The sequence below is a fragment of the Microbacterium sp. CBA3102 genome (genome assembly GCF_007954505.1).
GTDB lineage: Bacteria > Actinomycetota > Actinomycetes > Actinomycetales > Microbacteriaceae > Microbacterium > Microbacterium aurugineum.
This window is the reverse complement of sequence record NZ_CP042412.1, coordinates 3,639,160-3,655,049: the sequence shown is the minus strand read 5'-3', so window position 1 is coordinate 3,655,049 and position 15,890 is coordinate 3,639,160. Positions and strand designations below refer to the sequence as shown.

Annotated in this window: 16 protein-coding genes; 5 read left to right on the top strand and 11 right to left on the bottom strand. The window is 69.4% G+C overall.

The annotated features are described in order from the left end of the window. The first annotated feature begins 22 nt into the window (after positions 1-22). The 4 genes from FGL91_RS17610 (at position 23) to FGL91_RS17595 (ending at position 3,995) form a co-directional block, all read left to right on the top strand. A complete protein-coding gene (locus FGL91_RS17610) occupies positions 23-421 on the top strand; it encodes a cytidine deaminase (protein ID WP_047523598.1) in 399 nt (132 codons plus the stop codon). Beyond that, positions 418-1,713 carry a thymidine phosphorylase gene (locus tag FGL91_RS17605; RefSeq protein WP_047523596.1) on the top strand — a complete coding sequence of 432 codons (1,296 nt, stop codon included), beginning with the start codon at positions 418-420 and terminating at the stop codon, positions 1,711-1,713. Before FGL91_RS17610 ends, FGL91_RS17605 begins: the two co-directional genes overlap by 4 nt. Before the next feature lie 51 nt (positions 1,714-1,764). After that, on the top strand, positions 1,765-2,880 hold the full coding sequence (locus tag FGL91_RS17600) for an adenosine deaminase (RefSeq protein WP_131492691.1): 1,116 nt from the start codon (positions 1,765-1,767) through the stop codon (positions 2,878-2,880). A gap of 98 nt (positions 2,881-2,978) precedes the next feature. Continuing rightward, positions 2,979-3,995 (top strand): polysaccharide deacetylase family protein, encoded by a 1,017-nt coding sequence (locus tag FGL91_RS17595; RefSeq protein ID WP_227991719.1) that lies wholly within the window; start codon positions 2,979-2,981, stop codon positions 3,993-3,995. Between the two features lie 3 nt (positions 3,996-3,998). Here the strand turns inward: FGL91_RS17595 and FGL91_RS17590 are convergent, their stop codons facing one another. The 10 genes from FGL91_RS17590 to FGL91_RS17545 all read right to left on the bottom strand — a co-directional run bounded on the left by FGL91_RS17590 (position 3,999) and on the right by FGL91_RS17545 (position 13,532). Further along, positions 3,999-4,745 (bottom strand): alpha/beta hydrolase, encoded by a 747-nt coding sequence (locus FGL91_RS17590; protein WP_153244501.1) that lies wholly within the window; start codon positions 4,743-4,745, stop codon positions 3,999-4,001. A gap of 9 nt (positions 4,746-4,754) precedes the next feature. Next, the gene (locus FGL91_RS17585) at positions 4,755-5,720 is read right to left on the bottom strand and encodes an SDR family oxidoreductase (RefSeq protein ID WP_153244500.1); all 966 of its coding nucleotides are present in this window, start codon (positions 5,718-5,720) and stop codon (positions 4,755-4,757) included. Next, positions 5,720-6,670: a bile acid:sodium symporter family protein gene (locus FGL91_RS17580; RefSeq protein WP_153244499.1), complete on the bottom strand. Its 951-nt coding sequence runs from the start codon at positions 6,668-6,670 to the stop codon at positions 5,720-5,722. The genes FGL91_RS17585 and FGL91_RS17580 overlap by 1 nt, the downstream gene beginning before the upstream one ends. After that, complete coding sequence (locus FGL91_RS17575) at positions 6,667-7,959, bottom strand: flavin-containing monooxygenase (protein WP_047523589.1); 1,293 nt, start codon at positions 7,957-7,959, stop codon at positions 6,667-6,669. Before FGL91_RS17575 ends, FGL91_RS17580 begins: the two co-directional genes overlap by 4 nt. 85 nt (positions 7,960-8,044) lie before the next feature. Further along, a complete protein-coding gene (locus FGL91_RS17570; protein WP_153244498.1) occupies positions 8,045-9,202 on the bottom strand; it encodes a mannitol-1-phosphate 5-dehydrogenase in 1,158 nt (385 codons plus the stop codon). Beyond that, positions 9,199-9,633 carry a PTS sugar transporter subunit IIA gene (locus FGL91_RS17565; protein WP_153244497.1) on the bottom strand — a complete coding sequence of 145 codons (435 nt, stop codon included), beginning with the start codon at positions 9,631-9,633 and terminating at the stop codon, positions 9,199-9,201. Before FGL91_RS17565 ends, FGL91_RS17570 begins: the two co-directional genes overlap by 4 nt. Beyond that, complete coding sequence (locus FGL91_RS17560) at positions 9,630-11,258, bottom strand: PTS mannitol transporter subunit IICB (protein WP_153244496.1); 1,629 nt, start codon at positions 11,256-11,258, stop codon at positions 9,630-9,632. The genes FGL91_RS17565 and FGL91_RS17560 overlap by 4 nt, the downstream gene beginning before the upstream one ends. Beyond that, a complete protein-coding gene (gene ptsP / locus FGL91_RS17555; protein ID WP_153244495.1) occupies positions 11,255-12,940 on the bottom strand; it encodes a phosphoenolpyruvate--protein phosphotransferase in 1,686 nt (561 codons plus the stop codon). Before ptsP ends, FGL91_RS17560 begins: the two co-directional genes overlap by 4 nt. Next, positions 12,937-13,218 carry an HPr family phosphocarrier protein gene (locus tag FGL91_RS17550; RefSeq protein WP_153244494.1) on the bottom strand — a complete coding sequence of 94 codons (282 nt, stop codon included), beginning with the start codon at positions 13,216-13,218 and terminating at the stop codon, positions 12,937-12,939. The genes ptsP and FGL91_RS17550 overlap by 4 nt, the downstream gene beginning before the upstream one ends. Further along, complete coding sequence (locus FGL91_RS17545) at positions 13,215-13,532, bottom strand: PTS sugar transporter subunit IIB (protein WP_047523580.1); 318 nt, start codon at positions 13,530-13,532, stop codon at positions 13,215-13,217. Before FGL91_RS17545 ends, FGL91_RS17550 begins: the two co-directional genes overlap by 4 nt. A 165-nt stretch (positions 13,533-13,697) precedes the next feature. Here FGL91_RS17545 and FGL91_RS17540 point away from each other — a divergent pair, with 165 nt between their 5' ends. Further along, positions 13,698-15,620: a BglG family transcription antiterminator gene (locus FGL91_RS17540; protein WP_153244493.1), complete on the top strand. Its 1,923-nt coding sequence runs from the start codon at positions 13,698-13,700 to the stop codon at positions 15,618-15,620. 6 nt (positions 15,621-15,626) lie between these two features. Here the strand turns inward: FGL91_RS17540 and FGL91_RS17535 are convergent, their stop codons facing one another. Then, positions 15,627-15,890 (bottom strand): HPr family phosphocarrier protein, encoded by a 264-nt coding sequence (locus FGL91_RS17535; protein ID WP_131492678.1) that lies wholly within the window; start codon positions 15,888-15,890, stop codon positions 15,627-15,629.

The window sequence follows — 15,890 nt, the reverse complement described above, 5'->3', positions numbered from 1 at the left end:
CGGGAAAGAGAGAAGTATCGCAATGACCGACATCGACTGGGATGAGTTGCGCCAGGTCGCCACGGAAGCCATGACGAAGGCGTACGCGCCGTACTCGCGCTATCGCGTGGGGGCGGCCGCTCTCGTCGGGGACGGGCGGATCGTGGCCGGGTGCAACGTCGAGAACGCCTCCTACGGGGTGACGCTGTGCGCGGAGTGCGCGCTCGTCGGAGACCTGCACATGTCGGGTGGCGGCCAGCTCGTCGCCTTCGTGTGCGTGAACAACGAAGGGCAGACGATCATGCCGTGCGGCCGCTGCCGTCAGCTGCTGTTCGAGCACGCGATGCCCGGGATGCTGCTCGAGACCGTCTCCGGCATCCGCACGATCGACGAGGTGCTGCCCGACGCGTTCGGGCCGCGCGACCTGGAGGACGCACGATGACGACGGTGGAGCCTTTCGACGCGGTGGATGTCATCCGCGCCAAGCGCGACGGGGGCGCGGTCCCCGAGGCCGCGCTGCGCTGGATGGTGGACGCGTACACGCGCGGCTACGTCTCGGACGCGCAGATGGCCTCGTTCGCGATGGCCGTCTTCCAGCGGGGGATGGAGCGTGACGAGATCCGCGTGCTCACCGACGCGATGATCGCCTCGGGGGAGCGGATGAGCTTCGCCTCCCTCGGCAAGAAGACCGTCGACAAGCACTCCACCGGCGGTGTCGGGGACAAGATCACGCTTCCGCTCGCGCCGCTCGTCGCGGCCTTCGGCGTCGCCGTCCCGCAGCTCAGCGGCCGCGGACTCGGTCACACCGGTGGCACGCTCGACAAGCTCGAGTCGATCCCCGGCTGGCGCGCGGCGCTCAGCAACGAGGAGATGTTCGCCCAGATGCAGGGCGACGTCGGCGCGGTCATCTGCGCCGCCGGTTCGGGGCTCGCCCCCGCCGACAAGAAGCTGTACGCGCTCCGCGACGTCACCGGAACCGTCGAAGCCATTCCGCTGATCGCCTCGAGCATCATGTCGAAGAAGATCGCGGAGGGAACGGACGCGCTGGTCCTGGACGTGAAGTTCGGCTCCGGCGCCTTCATGCAGGACATCGATCGTGCCCGCGAGCTCGCCCGCACGATGGTCGCGCTCGGCACCGATTCGGGCGTGGCGACCACCGCGCTCCTGACCGACATGAACGTCCCGCTCGGACTCGCGATCGGCAATGCCAACGAGGTCCGCGAGTCGGTGGAGATCCTCGCCGGCGGTGGTCCCGCCGACGTGCGGGAGCTGACGCTCGCCCTGGCGAGGGAGATGCTCGCACTTGCCGGACAGCCGGACGCCGACGTGGAGGCCGCCCTCGACGACGGGCGCGCGATGGACACCTGGAAGGCGATGATCCGCGCGCAGGATGGAGACCCCGACGCCCCGCTGCCCACGGCACGCGAGACGCACGTCGTCACCGCCCCGGAAGACGGTGTGCTCACGCGTCTGGACGCGCTCCCGTTCGGCGTCGCCGCCTGGCGACTGGGTGCGGGCCGTGCCAGGGCTGAGGACCCCGTGATCTTCGAGGCAGGAATCGACCTGCACGCGAAGCCGGGGGACCGCGTCACCGCCGGGCAGCCGCTCTTCACACTGTCCGCGGCGGACGAGGCCCGCTTCCCCCGCGCGATCGAAGCGCTCGAGGGCGCCTGGGCGATCGGTGGCGAGGTGCCGGAGGCCGGTCCCATCGTGCGCGAGCGCATCACGGCGTGACCGCGGACCGCTAGCCTGAACTGAGCACATCCGCGACGGAGGAGGATCACCATGTCGATCGACGCGAACGGCGATGTCACGCTGCAGGGCGTCTCCCTGCGGAGCCTCCCCAAGGTGTCGCTGCACGATCATCTCGACGGTGCCCTGCGCCCCGCGACGATCATCGAGCTCGCGGACGCGATCGGCCTCGAGGTCCCGAAGTCCGACCCCGCGGCGCTCGGTGCCTGGTTCGCGAAGCAGAGCGACTCGGGGTCGCTGGTGGAGTACCTCAAGACCTTCGATCTGACGACCGCCGTCATGCAGACCCCGGAAGGGCTCACCCGCGTCGCGCGCGAGTTCGTCCAGGATCTCGCGGCCGATGGTGTGGTCTACGGCGAGGTGCGCTGGGCTCCGGAGCAGCACCAGGCCCGTGGACTCACGCTCGAGCAGACCGTCGAAGCGGTGCAGCAGGGCATCGAAGAGGGCGAGGACGCCGCCGACCGCGATGGTCGGAGCATCCGCGTCGGCCAGTTGATCACGGCCATGCGCCACACCGATCGGGCGAGGGAGATCGCCGAGCTGGCGGTCGACTTCCGCGGTCGCGGCGCCGTCGGGTTCGACATCGCGGGGCCGGAGGACGGCTTCCCGCCGTCGAATCATCGCGCCGCGTTCGACTATCTCGCCGGCAAGTTCTTCCCGGTGACCGTACATGCGGGAGAGGCCGCGGGGCTCGCGTCGATCCGTTCGGCTCTGCTGGACGGGCGTGCGCTGCGACTGGGCCACGGCGTCCGCATCGCCGAGGATCTCCAGGTGGTGACGCAGGAAGGCGATGAGGTGCAGGTGCAGTTCGGCGACCTCGCCCGGTGGGTCCGCGACCGCGAGATCCCGCTCGAACTGTCGCCGTCCTCGAACCTGCAGACCGGGGCGATCGCGGCCTGGGGCAACACGCTGGCAGACCACCCGTTCGACCTGCTGTACCAGCTCGGGTTCTCCGTGACCGTGAACGTCGACAACCGCACCATGAGCGCCACGTCGCTCACGCGCGAGCTCGCGCTGCTCGTCGAGACTTTCGAGTACGACCTCGACGACCTCGAGACGTTCCAGTTCAACGCCGCCGCAGCTGCCTTCCTCCCGGTCGAGGAGCGGGAAGAGCTCGTCGAGTTGATCGCCGAGGGCTTCGACATCTGATTGTGGCTTCCGGGGGGAGGCGACGCTGGCGTGTAGCGGCGATCATCATCGCAGCCGCAGTCGTCGCGAGCGGAGGCGGGCTCGCAGCGTATCTGTGGATGAGCCGCGCTCCGGCGGAGGCGGCGACGCCCACCCCCACTCCTCGTGCGTCGGTGACGGTTCCGCCGCTGACTCCGGCGGAGCAACTCCTGGCGGACATCGACGATCCGCTCGCCTGCGCGGTGACGTTCACCGGCGAGGGTGCACCGGTCGATCCCCAACTGCAGTGGCAGGGCGGCCTGTACCAGACGCTTCCGATCCCGGCCCTCGACGGCCGTGTCTTCGCCGGCTGGTACGGAACTGCGGCGGATGCGGCGGCCTTCACGGTCGCGGCTCGGGTGAACGGCGCGGACCAGGTCGTGTGCGAAGAGCAGCGGATCGAGCTCTTCGCCGCGTGGAAGACACCGGAGCAGAACGCGGCTGAGGGCGTTCAGGTACCGATCCTGATGTACCACCAGTTCACGGCGAACCGCGAGGGCGAGTCGGGATGGCTGCGAGGTAACTATGCCTACATCGGTGATTTCGACGCGCACCTGAACCACATCTCCACCACGGGCTTCTACCTGCCGACCTGGGATGAACTCAGTGCGTTCATCGACGGTCGGCTCTCCCTTCCGGCACGGAGCGTGATCATCACCGACGATGATGCCGATCAGACGTGGTTCGACCTCGCGGCACCCGTTGTCGAGAAGCACAAGCTGCTCGCGACCTCGTTCATGGTCACCGCCTACCGCTCCGATCCGCCGCCTTCGATCCACGTGCTGCGTCGTTCGCATACGCACGACATGCATCAGGCCGGCGCGAACGGCGACGGACTGATGGTCAACTGGACGGCGGATCAGATCGCGGCAGACCTGAACCTCTCGGGAGACACGCTCGGGGTTCGCGAGGTCATCGCGTATCCGTTCGGTGACTACAACGACACCGCGAAAGAAGGTGTCCTGAAGGCCGGTTACGAGATGGCGCGGACCATCGAGCCCGGCACGGTCCGGATCGGCACCGACAAGCTCGCCCTTCCCGTCGTGCGAATCGACTACGGAATGGGAGTGGACGCGTTGATCTCGCGCATCGGCTGAGGCTCAGGGGGCGAGCGGTGCGAGGAATTCGTCGACCAGGCGCGTGACCTCCGCATGCATCTCCTCGGAGGAGATCGTCGGGGTGCCGTCGCCGTCCTGCGGCCCGTAGTCGCCGAACGAGGCATGAGAGGCGCCGTCGATCTCGACCATCTCGGCATCCGCAGGCAGCTCATCGCGTGCATCGGCGATCTTGTCGGCCGTCGAGAGGCCGTCCTCACTTCCCGAGATGCTCAGGACCGGGAGCCCGCTCTGCGAGAGGTCGTTGGCGCAGTAGGAACCGAACAGCACCAGCGCATCGGCGTCCGGGGCGAGCTGGCAGGCGCGCACACCACCGAGCGAGTGTCCTCCGACGGCCCACACCCCGACTTCCGGAGCGGCGGACGTGAAGGCATCGAGGCCCCGAGGGTCGAAGAAGGCCAGATTCAGCCAGGGGCGGGTGATCACGACCGTGACACCGTCTTCCGCGAGGCCCTGGAGGATGGCGGCATAGGCCCAGGGGTCGACCTTGGCCCCGGGGATGAAGACCAGCCCGACGTTGGACTCGCCCTCCACCGGCTCGAGCACGATCCCCTGATCGGCATCCGTCACCGTGATCTGCGGGTTCTCCTGCACCGTCGCGAGCGGCTCGGGTTCCGCGGCCATGACACCGATCTGGCTCCACGCCACGACGCCGCCGACGACGAGCACCACTACGATCGCCAGGCTCCACAGAACGCGCTTCAGGATGCGGCGGCCACGAGTCTTCTCCACGCGTCAACGTTACTCCGCGGCGCGGCCCTCACTGGCGACGGCAGGGTGCGTGCGGAGGTACTCCTCGAAAGCCTCAGCGGTCGTGCGTCGCGGTGTGTATCCGAACTCGCGCTTCAGACGTCCGTTCGCCAGCACCGGCCGATAGCGGAGGAAAGGCAGCTTCTCCGGTCCGTGCTCCGTGAGGCGGAGCGTCCGCCCGATCCGGAGACCAGCGGCCAGCACCCCGGCGGGGACCACGAGCTCGGGCTTGCGCAGTCGAGCCGCGATCTCCGGCACGGTCATGCGTCCGTCCCCGGCGACGTTGAAGATCCCGGGCGGGCCGTCCGTCGCCGCACGGACCATCGCTGCGGCGACGTCGTCCACCCAGACGAAGACGAACGGGGAATCCGAACCGGCGATGCGAAGGATCCGCCTTCCGTCCCAGAGCGCGGTGATCTGATTCCGCACGGACGGACCGAGGATCGTGCCGATGCGGAAGACCACCTGCTCGAGCTCCGGGTGGGCCGTACGGTACTCGGCGAGCATCTCCTCCACCAGCCGCTTGTGCCGTGCGTACGGGAAGGCGTCGTTGCCCCGCAGCGGCTGGTCCTCCTCGATCCAGTCCGGGTTGTCGGCGTGATAGCCGTAGGCGGCGCCGGAGCTGGAGACGACGATGCGGCGGACGTCGGCCTCCACGCAGGCGGCGAGGACGTTCGCCGAGCCGGTCACGTCGACGCGGTACTCGAGGGCGACGTCGCGACCCGGATTGACGATCGCCGCCAGATGCACGACGGTGTCGATCCGATGCTTCCGGAGCATCGGCGCGATGGCGGCGGGATCGGTCACATCCAGTGTCTCGTCGATGATGCCGTCGCGCGGCGTGCCCGGGCGCAGGTCCGCGGCGACGACGAGTTCGACATCGTCGCGCGCGGCGAGGGCCTCGGCGACGTGCGACCCGAGGAAGCCTCCGCCGCCGGTGATGAGCACCCGCGACATCAGGCGGCCTCGATGGGTGCGCGGCCGCTGCTGTCTCCGGTCGCGGTCCCCGTGCGGCGTCGCGTGTGGCGGGCCCAGAGCCCGGCGAGCACGAGACCCGCGATGATGTCCCAGATGCCCCACCAGCCCGCGACGACGGCCATGCCTCCGAGCCCGTCGAAGAACAGGAACACCAGGCCCAGACCGAGGCCGGCGTTGCGGATGCCGACCTCGAACGTCATCGCCTTGCGCTCACGGGTGCCGAGGCCGCCCACGACGGCGGTGCCGTAGCCGAGTGCGAGCGCGACGGCGTCGTGGACGGCGACGACCAGCAGGATGACACCCAGGACCTGCATGAAGATCGCCCAGTTGCCGATGAGCGCCGCCACGATGAACCCGAGCAGGGCGATCAGGCTGAACCACTTCACGAACGGCTGCACCCGCGCGCTCATCCCCGGCACTTTCGCGCGGAGGAGCAGACCCACCGCGAAGGGGAGACCGATGATGAGGAAGATCTCCAGCAGCATCCGCCAGGGGTCGAGCGAGACATCGCGCAACAGGGCACTGGCGGTGGGATGCAGGGAAGCCCAGAACGTGATGCTGAGCGGCATCGCGAAGATGTAGATGAGGTTCCCGACCGCGGTGAGTGAGACCGAGAGCGCGACGTTGCCGCCGGCACGATGTGTCAGCACCTGCGAGATGTTGCCGGGCGGGCAGCACGCGACCAGGATCATCCCCAACGCCATCGACGGGGGGATGGGCAGCACGAGGGTCAGCAGGAACGTCGCGACGGGCAGCAGGAGCAGCTGCGCGAGGATCGCGATCACGAACGGCTTCGGGTGCTTCGCCACCACACGGAAGTCGCGTGGCGAGGTGTCCAGGGCGATGCCGAACATGATCAGCCCCAACACTACGTTCAGGATCGTCAGCGTGCCGGGCGTGAACGACAGGACGACGTCGTCGATGTTCATGCCGAGGCCTCCAGTGCGCTCTTCTCGCGTCGCACCGCGCTGCGATAGGCGTCCTTGTTGACGTAGTACGCCATCCGGTCGAGGCCGAGGTAGTGATAGCCGCCGGAGGTGTCCGGCCACGCCGTGCCGGTCACGCGGTCGCGGAAGCGTGCGGCCCGCGCCGGGTCGTGCTCTGCGGCGTCGAGGTAGGTCGCGAGCAGATCGGCCTGTTCGTACCGGCCCTGCCAGCCGATCCCGGAGGCCTCGATCATGCCCATCACGTACAACCCGTTGAAGGAGGCGGGGAAGACGTTGAGGAACAGCCGAGGCGACGCGCCGCGCCAGTGGAGGTGTTCGCGATCCACGAACGGATAGTCCAGGGTGTAGCCGGTCGCCAGCAGCACGAGGTCGTACTCGTCCGAACCCCCGTCGCGGAAGTGCACGGTCTTCCCGTCGAAGCGATCGATGTCCGCACGGATGCGCAGATCGCCCTGCCCGAGGTGGTTGAGGATGAGGGTGTTCACGATCGGGTGAGATTCGTAGATGCGGTAGTCGGGACGGGGGAATCCGAACCGCACGGGGTCTCCCGTGAACGCACGCAGCACGCGGCTGTCGACAGCCTGCTTGATCCGCGCCGGCAGGGGGCGCCCCTGGTTGAGGGTGTCGCTCGGCTTGCCGAACAGGTAGCGCGGCACGAAGTAGTACCCGCGGCGGACACTCATGTCGATCGAGTCGGCATGATGCACGGCGTCCACCGCGATGTCGCAGCCGGAGTTGCCCGCGCCGATGAGCAGCACCCGCTTGCCCCGGAGCATCTCCGGGGATTTGTACGCGCTGGTGTGCAGCAGCTCGCCGGTGAACTCGCCGCGGAACGAGGGCACGTTCGGTTCCGCGAGGGTGCCGTTCGCCAGCACGACCCCGGCATACCAACGGGTCTCCTCGCCGTCGGGGCCGCTGCTCGTGAGGTCCCACCCGCCGTCGCGCGGTTCGAGACGCGTGACCGTGGTCTCGAACCGGAACAGGTCGGTCAGCCCGAAGCGGTCGGCGTACTCCTGGAAGTACTCCTTCAGCACGCGGTGGCCGGGGTAGTCGACCCGGGTGCGCATCGGGAACTCCGAGAACTCGGTCGTGGTGCGGGAGGAGATGAGGTGCGCCGACTCATACATCGTGCTGCGCGGGTTCGTGATGTCCCACAGCCCGCCGACGCCGTGGGACGCCTCGTACCCGTCGACCCCGATACCGCGCCGGTGGAGCGCACGCGCTGCGGCCAACCCCGATGGTCCCGCCCCGATGACGGCATATCTGTTCATGATGCTCCCCGCACGTCGCTGTGCTCGAAAAAACGCCCCCGTCCACCGATCGTATCCGGTGGGCGGGGGCGTCGAGATCCGTGGATCAGTCGGGCCGGAGGTGCTGCTGCCGGTCCACCACGGCGTCGCGCACGCGAGGGAACAGCGGGTGCTCGGGATCGAGTCCCGTCGTGCGTGTCGTGAACGCGGTGGCGTCCTCGGTGCGCAGCAGCGCCTGCAGTTCGACCGACTGCTCATCGGCGGGGTCATCGAACTCGAGCGCGGCGGCGACGGCGGCGACGAGCGCATCCGCCGGCAGGTCGCGTTCCGCAGCCATCGCGGCGGGTCCGATGAAGCGCTCGTGTCGCGAGATCTTGCGCAACGGCTGACGGCCGACGCGCTGCACGGTGTCGACGAGCGCGGGATTGCGGAAGCGGTCCAGGATGGTGGCCCGATAGGCCGCCAGGTCAGCGGGGTCGAGCCCGTGTTCGGCCACCAGGACTGCCGAGGTCTCCTCCAGCGCGGCCGAGACGCTCGAGGCGATCGTCGGGTCGGCCAGGGCATCCGAGATGCGCTCGATACCCGCGCGTGCGCCGAAGTATGCGGTGGCGGCGTGCCCCGTGTTCACGGTGAAGAGCTTGCGCTCGATGTACGGCGCCAGGTCGTCGACGAAGTGGGCACCGGGGATGTTCGGCAGCGCGCCGCCGAACGGGCCGGCCTCGATGGCCCACTCGTAGTACGGCTCCACCGTGACGTCGACGCCGCCGTCCGCCGGCTGTGCCGGGACGATGCGGTCGACCGCGGTGTTCGCGAAGACGGCGCGCGCGAGCAGCAGGTCGGCATCAGCCCCGGCCGCGGCCACGACCTCGCGGCGCAGCAGGTCGGTGGCCCCGATGGCGTTCTCGCAGGCCATGACCTGCAGCGGCGCGGCATCGGGGGAGCGGAGAGCCAACCCCGCCACGATCGACGGTGCCACGAACCGCAGCACGGTCGGACCCACTGCGGTCGTGACGACATCGGCCGAGGCGACCTCTTCCGCCACGGCGGCCGGATCGGTGCGGCTGTTGACGGCGCGGAAGCCGGTGACGACGTGATCGGTCCCTCCGGGGCCGGCCTCGTGCACGGTGTACTCGGCGGTCGCATTGATCGCGTCGACCAGGGCATCGGCGACGTCGGAGAACACGACCTCGTAGCCTCCCTGGCGCAGCAGCAGACCGACGAAACCGCGACCGATGTTGCCGGCCCCGAAGTGGACCGCCTTCATCCCTCGTTCACCTCCGAGAGGAGGGCGTAGAGCGCCTCCGGTGTCTGAGCGGCGGAGAGCCGAGCCACGTCATCCTCCTCGGAGAACAGGATCGCGATGCGCGAGAGCATCTCCAGATGCTCGTCGCCGACGCCGGCGATGCCGATCACGAATGTCGTGGGATCGCCTGACCAGTCGACCCCGCCGTCGTAGCGGACGACCGACAGCGCGGAGGCGAGGATCGCGTCCTTCGCGTCGTTGGTGCCGTGCGGGATCGCCAGTCCGTTGCCCATGAAGGTCGAGACCGTCTCCTCGCGCTGTCGCATCGCGTCGACATAGGCCGGGGTGACGGCTCCGGCGGCCACGAGGATGTCCGTCGCCTCCTGCAGGGCCTCGTCCCTGGTCGCGCTTCCGGGATGGATGCGCACCTGTTCGGGGGTGAGAACGCTCATTCTGCTTCCTTTCGCTGCTCGCGCACCATGTCCACGACCTCGTCGTACTTGGGCGAGTTCATGAAGTTGTCGACCGACACGTGGACCGAGTCGGGCGACTTGGCCGTGGCGCGCTCGGTGAGCTGCTGCTGGGTGATCACCACGTCGGCCGTGCCGTCGAGGTTGGCGATCGCCTGGTTGGTGACCGTGATGTCCTCGATGCCCGCCTTCTTGAGCTTGTTCCGCAAGACGCTCGCGCCCATGGCGGAGGAGCCCATACCGGCGTCGCAGGCGAAGACGATGCGCTCGATCGGAGTGGTCGCGACCGCAGTGGTGCTCGGGGCTGCCGCGGAGGCCGTGGTCGCCGTCGACGTGCGCAGCGCGTCCATCGCGGCGGACGACTTGCCCTTGTTCGCCTCGGTCTGTGCGATCGCGGCACCGAAGGAGTCACCCTCGGCTTCGAGGTCGCGCTTGCGCGAGGCCCGCAGGATGACGCCGGTGATGAGGAACGTCACCGTCGCGGCGATGATGACCGACAGGTACACGACGAGGAGGTTGCCGACACCGGGTCCGATGGCCGCGGCGGTCACCGCGATGATGCTGCCGGGGGCCGCGGGGAAGGCCAGGCCGCCGCCGAGGACCATGTTCGTGGTGACACCGGCCGCGCCACCCGCGATGAGTGCGAGGATCGTGGTCGGCTTGCTCAGCGCGTACGGGAAGTAGATCTCGTGGATACCGCCGAAGAACTGGATGATCGCCGCTCCGGGGGCCGAGGCCTTCGCAGCGCCCACGCCGAAGAAGGTGAATGCCAGCAGCAGGCCGAGCCCGGGCCCGGGGTTCGCCTCGATGAGGAAGAGGATCGACTTGCCGGTCTCCGCGGCCTGCTCGATGCCCAGCGGGGTGAACACACCGTGGTTGATGGCGTTGTTCAGGAACAGGACCTTTGCCGGCTCGACGATGATCGACACCAGCGGCAGCAGGTTGAGCGTGACGAGCCAGTCGACGGCTGTCCCCAGCACGGCACTGATGCCGAGCATGACGGGCCCGAAGGCGAAGAACCCGACGATCGCGAGGATCATGCCCAGGATGCCCGCCGAGAAGTTGTTGACCAGCATCTCGAAGCCGGGGCGGATCTTGCCGTCCCACAGGCGGTCCACCTGCTTCATGATCCAGGCGGCGATCGGACCCATGATCATGGCGCCGAGGAACATCGGGATGTTCGTGCCGACGATGACGCCGACGGTCGCGATCGTGGCGACCACTCCGCCGCGCTCGCCGTAGACCATGCGGCCGGCGGTGTTCGCGATCAGCAGCGGCAGCAGGTAGGTGACCATCGGGCCGACGAGGCCGACGTAGGCCAGGACGTTGCCGTCGGCGCTCTCGGTGACGGCCGTCATCGCGCCCTGCCAGCCGAGGACGGCGGAGTCGCCGCCACCGCCGATGATCTCGGCGACGCCGGCCCAGTGCCAGCGGGAGGGACTCTCGGCCCCGAAGAAGCCCTTCGGGATGAAGAGCATCGTGATGAAGCCCCAGGCGATGAAGGCCGCGATGTTGGGCATGATCATGCCCGAGAGGAACGTGCCGAAGCGTTGCACTCCTACGCGGACGCCGCCGGTTCTCGTGGCGGCAGGTGACGTCGTCGTCATGATGTCGTCTCTTTCTTGTGGAGGGTGATTTCCGCGGCGAGCGTCGCCACGGCGGTTCGGGCGGAGGAGGCATCGTCAGCGGCCAGGGCGGCTTCGGCGAGGCTCCGCGCCTCGGACGGGGTGTGTTCGGAGAGTGCGTGTCGCACGTCGGCCAGCGCGGACGGGGCCATCGAGAGGCTCGTGGCGCCGAGCCCGACGAGCACGACCGCCAGCAGGGGGTCCGCCGCCGCTTCGCCGCAGATGCCGACGGGCTTCCCGAGACGCGCTCCCGCCTCGCCGACCTCGCGCACGAGGCGCAGGACGGCAGGATGCCAGGGGTCTTGGAAGCCGGCGACGGAGCCGAGCATGCGGTCCGCCGCCATCGTGTACTGGGTCAGATCGTTGGTGCCGATCGAGGCGAAATCGGCGTGCGCGAGCACGCGGTCGGCGAGCAGAGCACTCGCCGGGATCTCGACCATGACGCCGGCCGTCGTGAGCCCGTACTCGCGGGCGAGATCCGTGAAGTACCTGGTCTCCTCGACGGTGGCGACCATGGGGGCCATCACCCAGAGGTCGGCCTCGGTCTCGGCGTCCGCCTCGGCGAGGGCCGTCAGCTGCTCACGGAGGATGTCCTCGCTCGCTCGCAGGGCACGAAGGCCCCGGAGCCCCAGCGCAGGATTCTCCTCGTGGGCGTCGTTGAGGAAGGCGAGGGGCTTGTCCGCGCCGGCGTCCAGCATCCGCACCACGACCTTCTTGCCGGGGAACGCGGCCAGCAGCTCGCGGTAGGACTCGCGCTGCTGGGCGACCGTCGGCGCCTGAGCCGAGGAGAGGAACAGGAACTCGGTGCGGAAGAGCCCGACGCCCTCGGCCCCCCGAGCGACCGCATCCGCGGCGTCTGCGGGCTTCCCCAGATTCGCGAGCAGCGCGACAGGCGTGCCGTCGGCGAGGGCGCCGGGAGTCAGCGGAGCGGCGTCGGCTGCACGACGGGCGGCCGCGCGCTCCGTGGCGCGGCTCTTCTGCGCATCGGTGGGCTCGCGGGTCACGACGCCCGCGGCCGCATCCACGATCACCGTCTCACCCGTCACCAGCTGCGCGCCGTCCGCGACGCCCACGATCGCGACGATGCCCTTCTCCCGGGCGAGGATCGCGGTGTGCGAGGTGGGCCCGCCGTCGGTCGTGATCAGTGCGAGCACCTGATCCAGGTCGAGCAGGGCGGTGTCGGCCGGGGCGAGATCGCGTGCGACCAGGACGAACGGGTGCCCGGGGTTCGGGACACCGGGCGCCTCGACGCCGCGGAGGTGCGCGAGCACACGCTGAGCGATGTCATCGAGATCGGCGGCGCGCTCGCCGAGGTAGCCGCCGACGGCCTCGAGCGTCGCGCGGAAGCCGGCGAAGGCGTCGTGCACGGCCCACTCGGCGGTCGCGCCGGCATCGATGCGGGCGTCGACCTCGTCCTGGAGTGTCGGATCTTCGGCGATCATCGCCTGGGCCTCGAGCACCTCCTGAGCGGAGCCTCCTGCGGTCCGGCCGCGCTCGTTCAACTCCCGGGCGACGGTCGCGACGGCCTCGTGCACACGGGTGCGCTCGGCGTCTGCTCCGGCGGTGCTCGGCGTGTTCTCCGGAGCGGGCATCGCTTCGGACATGCGGATGACCGGTCCCTGTGCCACCCCGAGACCGATCCCCACACCCCGCAGCTCGCTCATCCGGCGGCCTCCTGATCATGGTCTGTGGTGAGGAGCTCGGTGAGGGTGTCGAGCACGCCCTCGGCACCGTCCCCCTCGGCGGCGAGCGTCACGTAGTCGCCGTACTCGACCGCCAGGGCGATGACACCGAGGATGCTCGCCGCATTGACCGGCTTGCCCGAATCCTTGGCGATCGTGACGGCGACGCCGGAGTCCTTCGCCGCCTGCGCGAAGAGTTTCGCCGGGCGGGCGTGCAATCCGTGGGAGGAGCCGATCCGGACGGTGCGGGTGGCGGTCATGATGTTCCTTTCGGGGTGTCGCCGGCGGCGGCGAGGATCGATCGGGCGTAGACGAGGGTGCGGGAGCCGTCCCGGTCCGTGAAGACGTCCCCGGGGAGCACCGCGACGGGTGCGTGCGCACGGGCGCGGATGGCTTCCAGCCGGTCGCCCAGGTGAGGGCCGACGAGGACGAGGTCGACATCGGAGTCCGACACGGAGCTCTCCATCCCCGCCGTCGCCTCCCAGCCGAGGCCGGCCGTCGCCGCCGCACTCCGGAGCCGCTGTGCGACGAACGTGCTCGACGCGCCGGCGCCGCACACCACGAGGATCCTCATCGATTCCCACCTTCCTGAGAACAGTCTGTGAACCGGAAGGATCCTGCGCCAACACGTTCCTTTCCGCCCCCGCGGAACAGCGCCTTCCGCCCGAGCGCGTCGGCAAGCTGACATCATGGAGACCACGTCGAGACAGTGCGGTCAGCACGCGGGAAGGGAAGGCTCATGTCGCGCCAGCGTCAGGACCAGCTCCTCGCCGTGCTGCTGCGACAAGAGGGCTGGGCGACGGCGGGCAGCCTCGCCGATCTGCTCGGAGTCACCCCGCGCAGCATCCGCTCCTACGTCGCCGCTCTGAACGCGCGGTCGCCCGGTGCCGACGTGATCGAGTCCTCTCCGGCGGGCTACCGCGCGGGACCCGGGGCTCGTGGAGCACTCCGGAGGCGACAGGCCGGGGAATCCGCACCCCGTGACCGTCTGCACACGCTCGTGCGGCGGCTTCTGGATGTGCCGGCGGGAATCGACGTATTCGACACCGCAGACGAACTCCACGTCAGCGAGGCCACCCTCGAAGCGGACCTGGTCCGCGTGCGGGGTCTGCTCGACGGCACCGAGCTCGTGCTCGAGCGCGACCGGGAGAACGTGCGACTCCGCGGCGACGAGGCCGCGCAACGACGTCTTCTCAGCCGACTCGCCCACGACGAGATGGACGACGCCTCCTTCCACCCCGAGACCTTCCGTCGTGCCCTCTCGGGGTCCGCGGTCGCCGCCAGCGCTGTGGGTCCCTTCAAGTCCGCGCTGGTCCGGGAGCTGGGCGAGCTCGGCTACTACGTGAACGAGCTCGCGATCGCCGACGTCCTCCTTCACATCGCCATCGCGGCGGAGCGTGTCGCCGCCGGACACGCGCTCGACTCCTCACCGGCCGGTGCGCGGGAGGAGATCCCCCGGGTGGGTACGGTCATCGCCCGACTGGCGTCCGAGCACTTCTCGGTCGTGCTCGGTGAGGGCGACAGCGGTCACCTCGCCTCCCTCGTCCTGACCCGCATCGTCGCGCCGGGGGAGGCCGCGACCCGCGAGGTGGCACGCAGCGGGGTGGACCCCGCGGTCGAGGCCGCCGTCCGTGCGGAGATCAGCAGAGCCGCCGAGGACTTCCAGGTGGACCTCGTCGACGAGACGTTCGTGCTCCGGCTCGCGCTGCACGTGCAGAACCTGTTGCGACGAGCGGAGGAGAGCGCGTTGACGCGCAACCCGCTCACCCGCTCGCTCAAGACCACCTATCCGATGATCTTCGAAGTGGCGGTGTCGATCGCGAGCGGCCTTCACGACCGCGTCGGGACGCCCATCCACGACGACGAGATCGCGTACATCGCGATGCACGTGGGCGGGAGGCTGGAGCGCAGCCGCAAGGCCGAGTCGATCCTCACGGCCACGATCGTCTGCCCCGGATATCACGAGCTGCACGAGCTGCTCCGCTCGAGTGTCGACCGCTCGCTGGGGTCGGCGATCGAGGTCACCACCGTCGTGACCAACGTCGACCCCGATTGGGCGTCCTTCGACACCGACCTCGTGCTCAGCACGATCGAGCCGGGTCAGGCGGGTGACCGTTTCGTCCGGATCCAGCCGTTCCTGACCGATGCCGACGTCGACCGGATCCAACAGGCCGCCGCCCGGGTGCGCCGCGGACGACGGCTCACCCGCCTCCGCGGCGAGCTCGCCCGCTACTTCCTGGCGGACGCCTATGTGTTCCCGTTGCCGGACGAGGGGGAAGAGGCGATCATCCGCCGCCTCGGGGGGTTGCTGGTGCAGGCCGGGCTCATCGGTGAGGACTACATCGAGAACACGATCGTGCGCGAGCGGATGTCATCGACCGCGTTCACCGATGCGCTCGCCGTCCCGCATGCGCTGCAGATGACCGCGACCCGCACGGCCATCGCGATCGGGGTGGCGGACGGCTCGGCCGCCTGGGGGGACGGCCGGGTGCAGGTCGTCGCGCTCGCCGCGTTCAGCGAGAGCGACCGTGCGGCGTTCCAGACGGTGTTCGAGCAGCTGGTCGAGGTGTTCAGCGAACGCGAGAGCGTGCAGCGGATCGTCCGTCGGGGGTCGACGTTCGAGGCGTTCCTCGATGAGCTCGTCGCCGTGATCGACGGCTGACCGCCGTCACCCCCGCGGGGCGAGCACCTCGGCGAGCTGATCGAGGACGGCCTCCGCGGTGTCGGAGGCCGTCGTCTCGAGCACCACGGCATCCCCGGACGAGATGCCGAGGTCCATCACGGCCAGCACGCTGCTCAGGTCGACGGTGGTGCCGTCCTCCGTCCGCAGGGTCACGGGGGCGCCGTGCGACTGCGCGAGGCGCACCAGCTCCGCCACCGGACGGGCGTGCACGCCGTTGTGGGCGCTGACGATGAGGCGTCGGACCGGCAT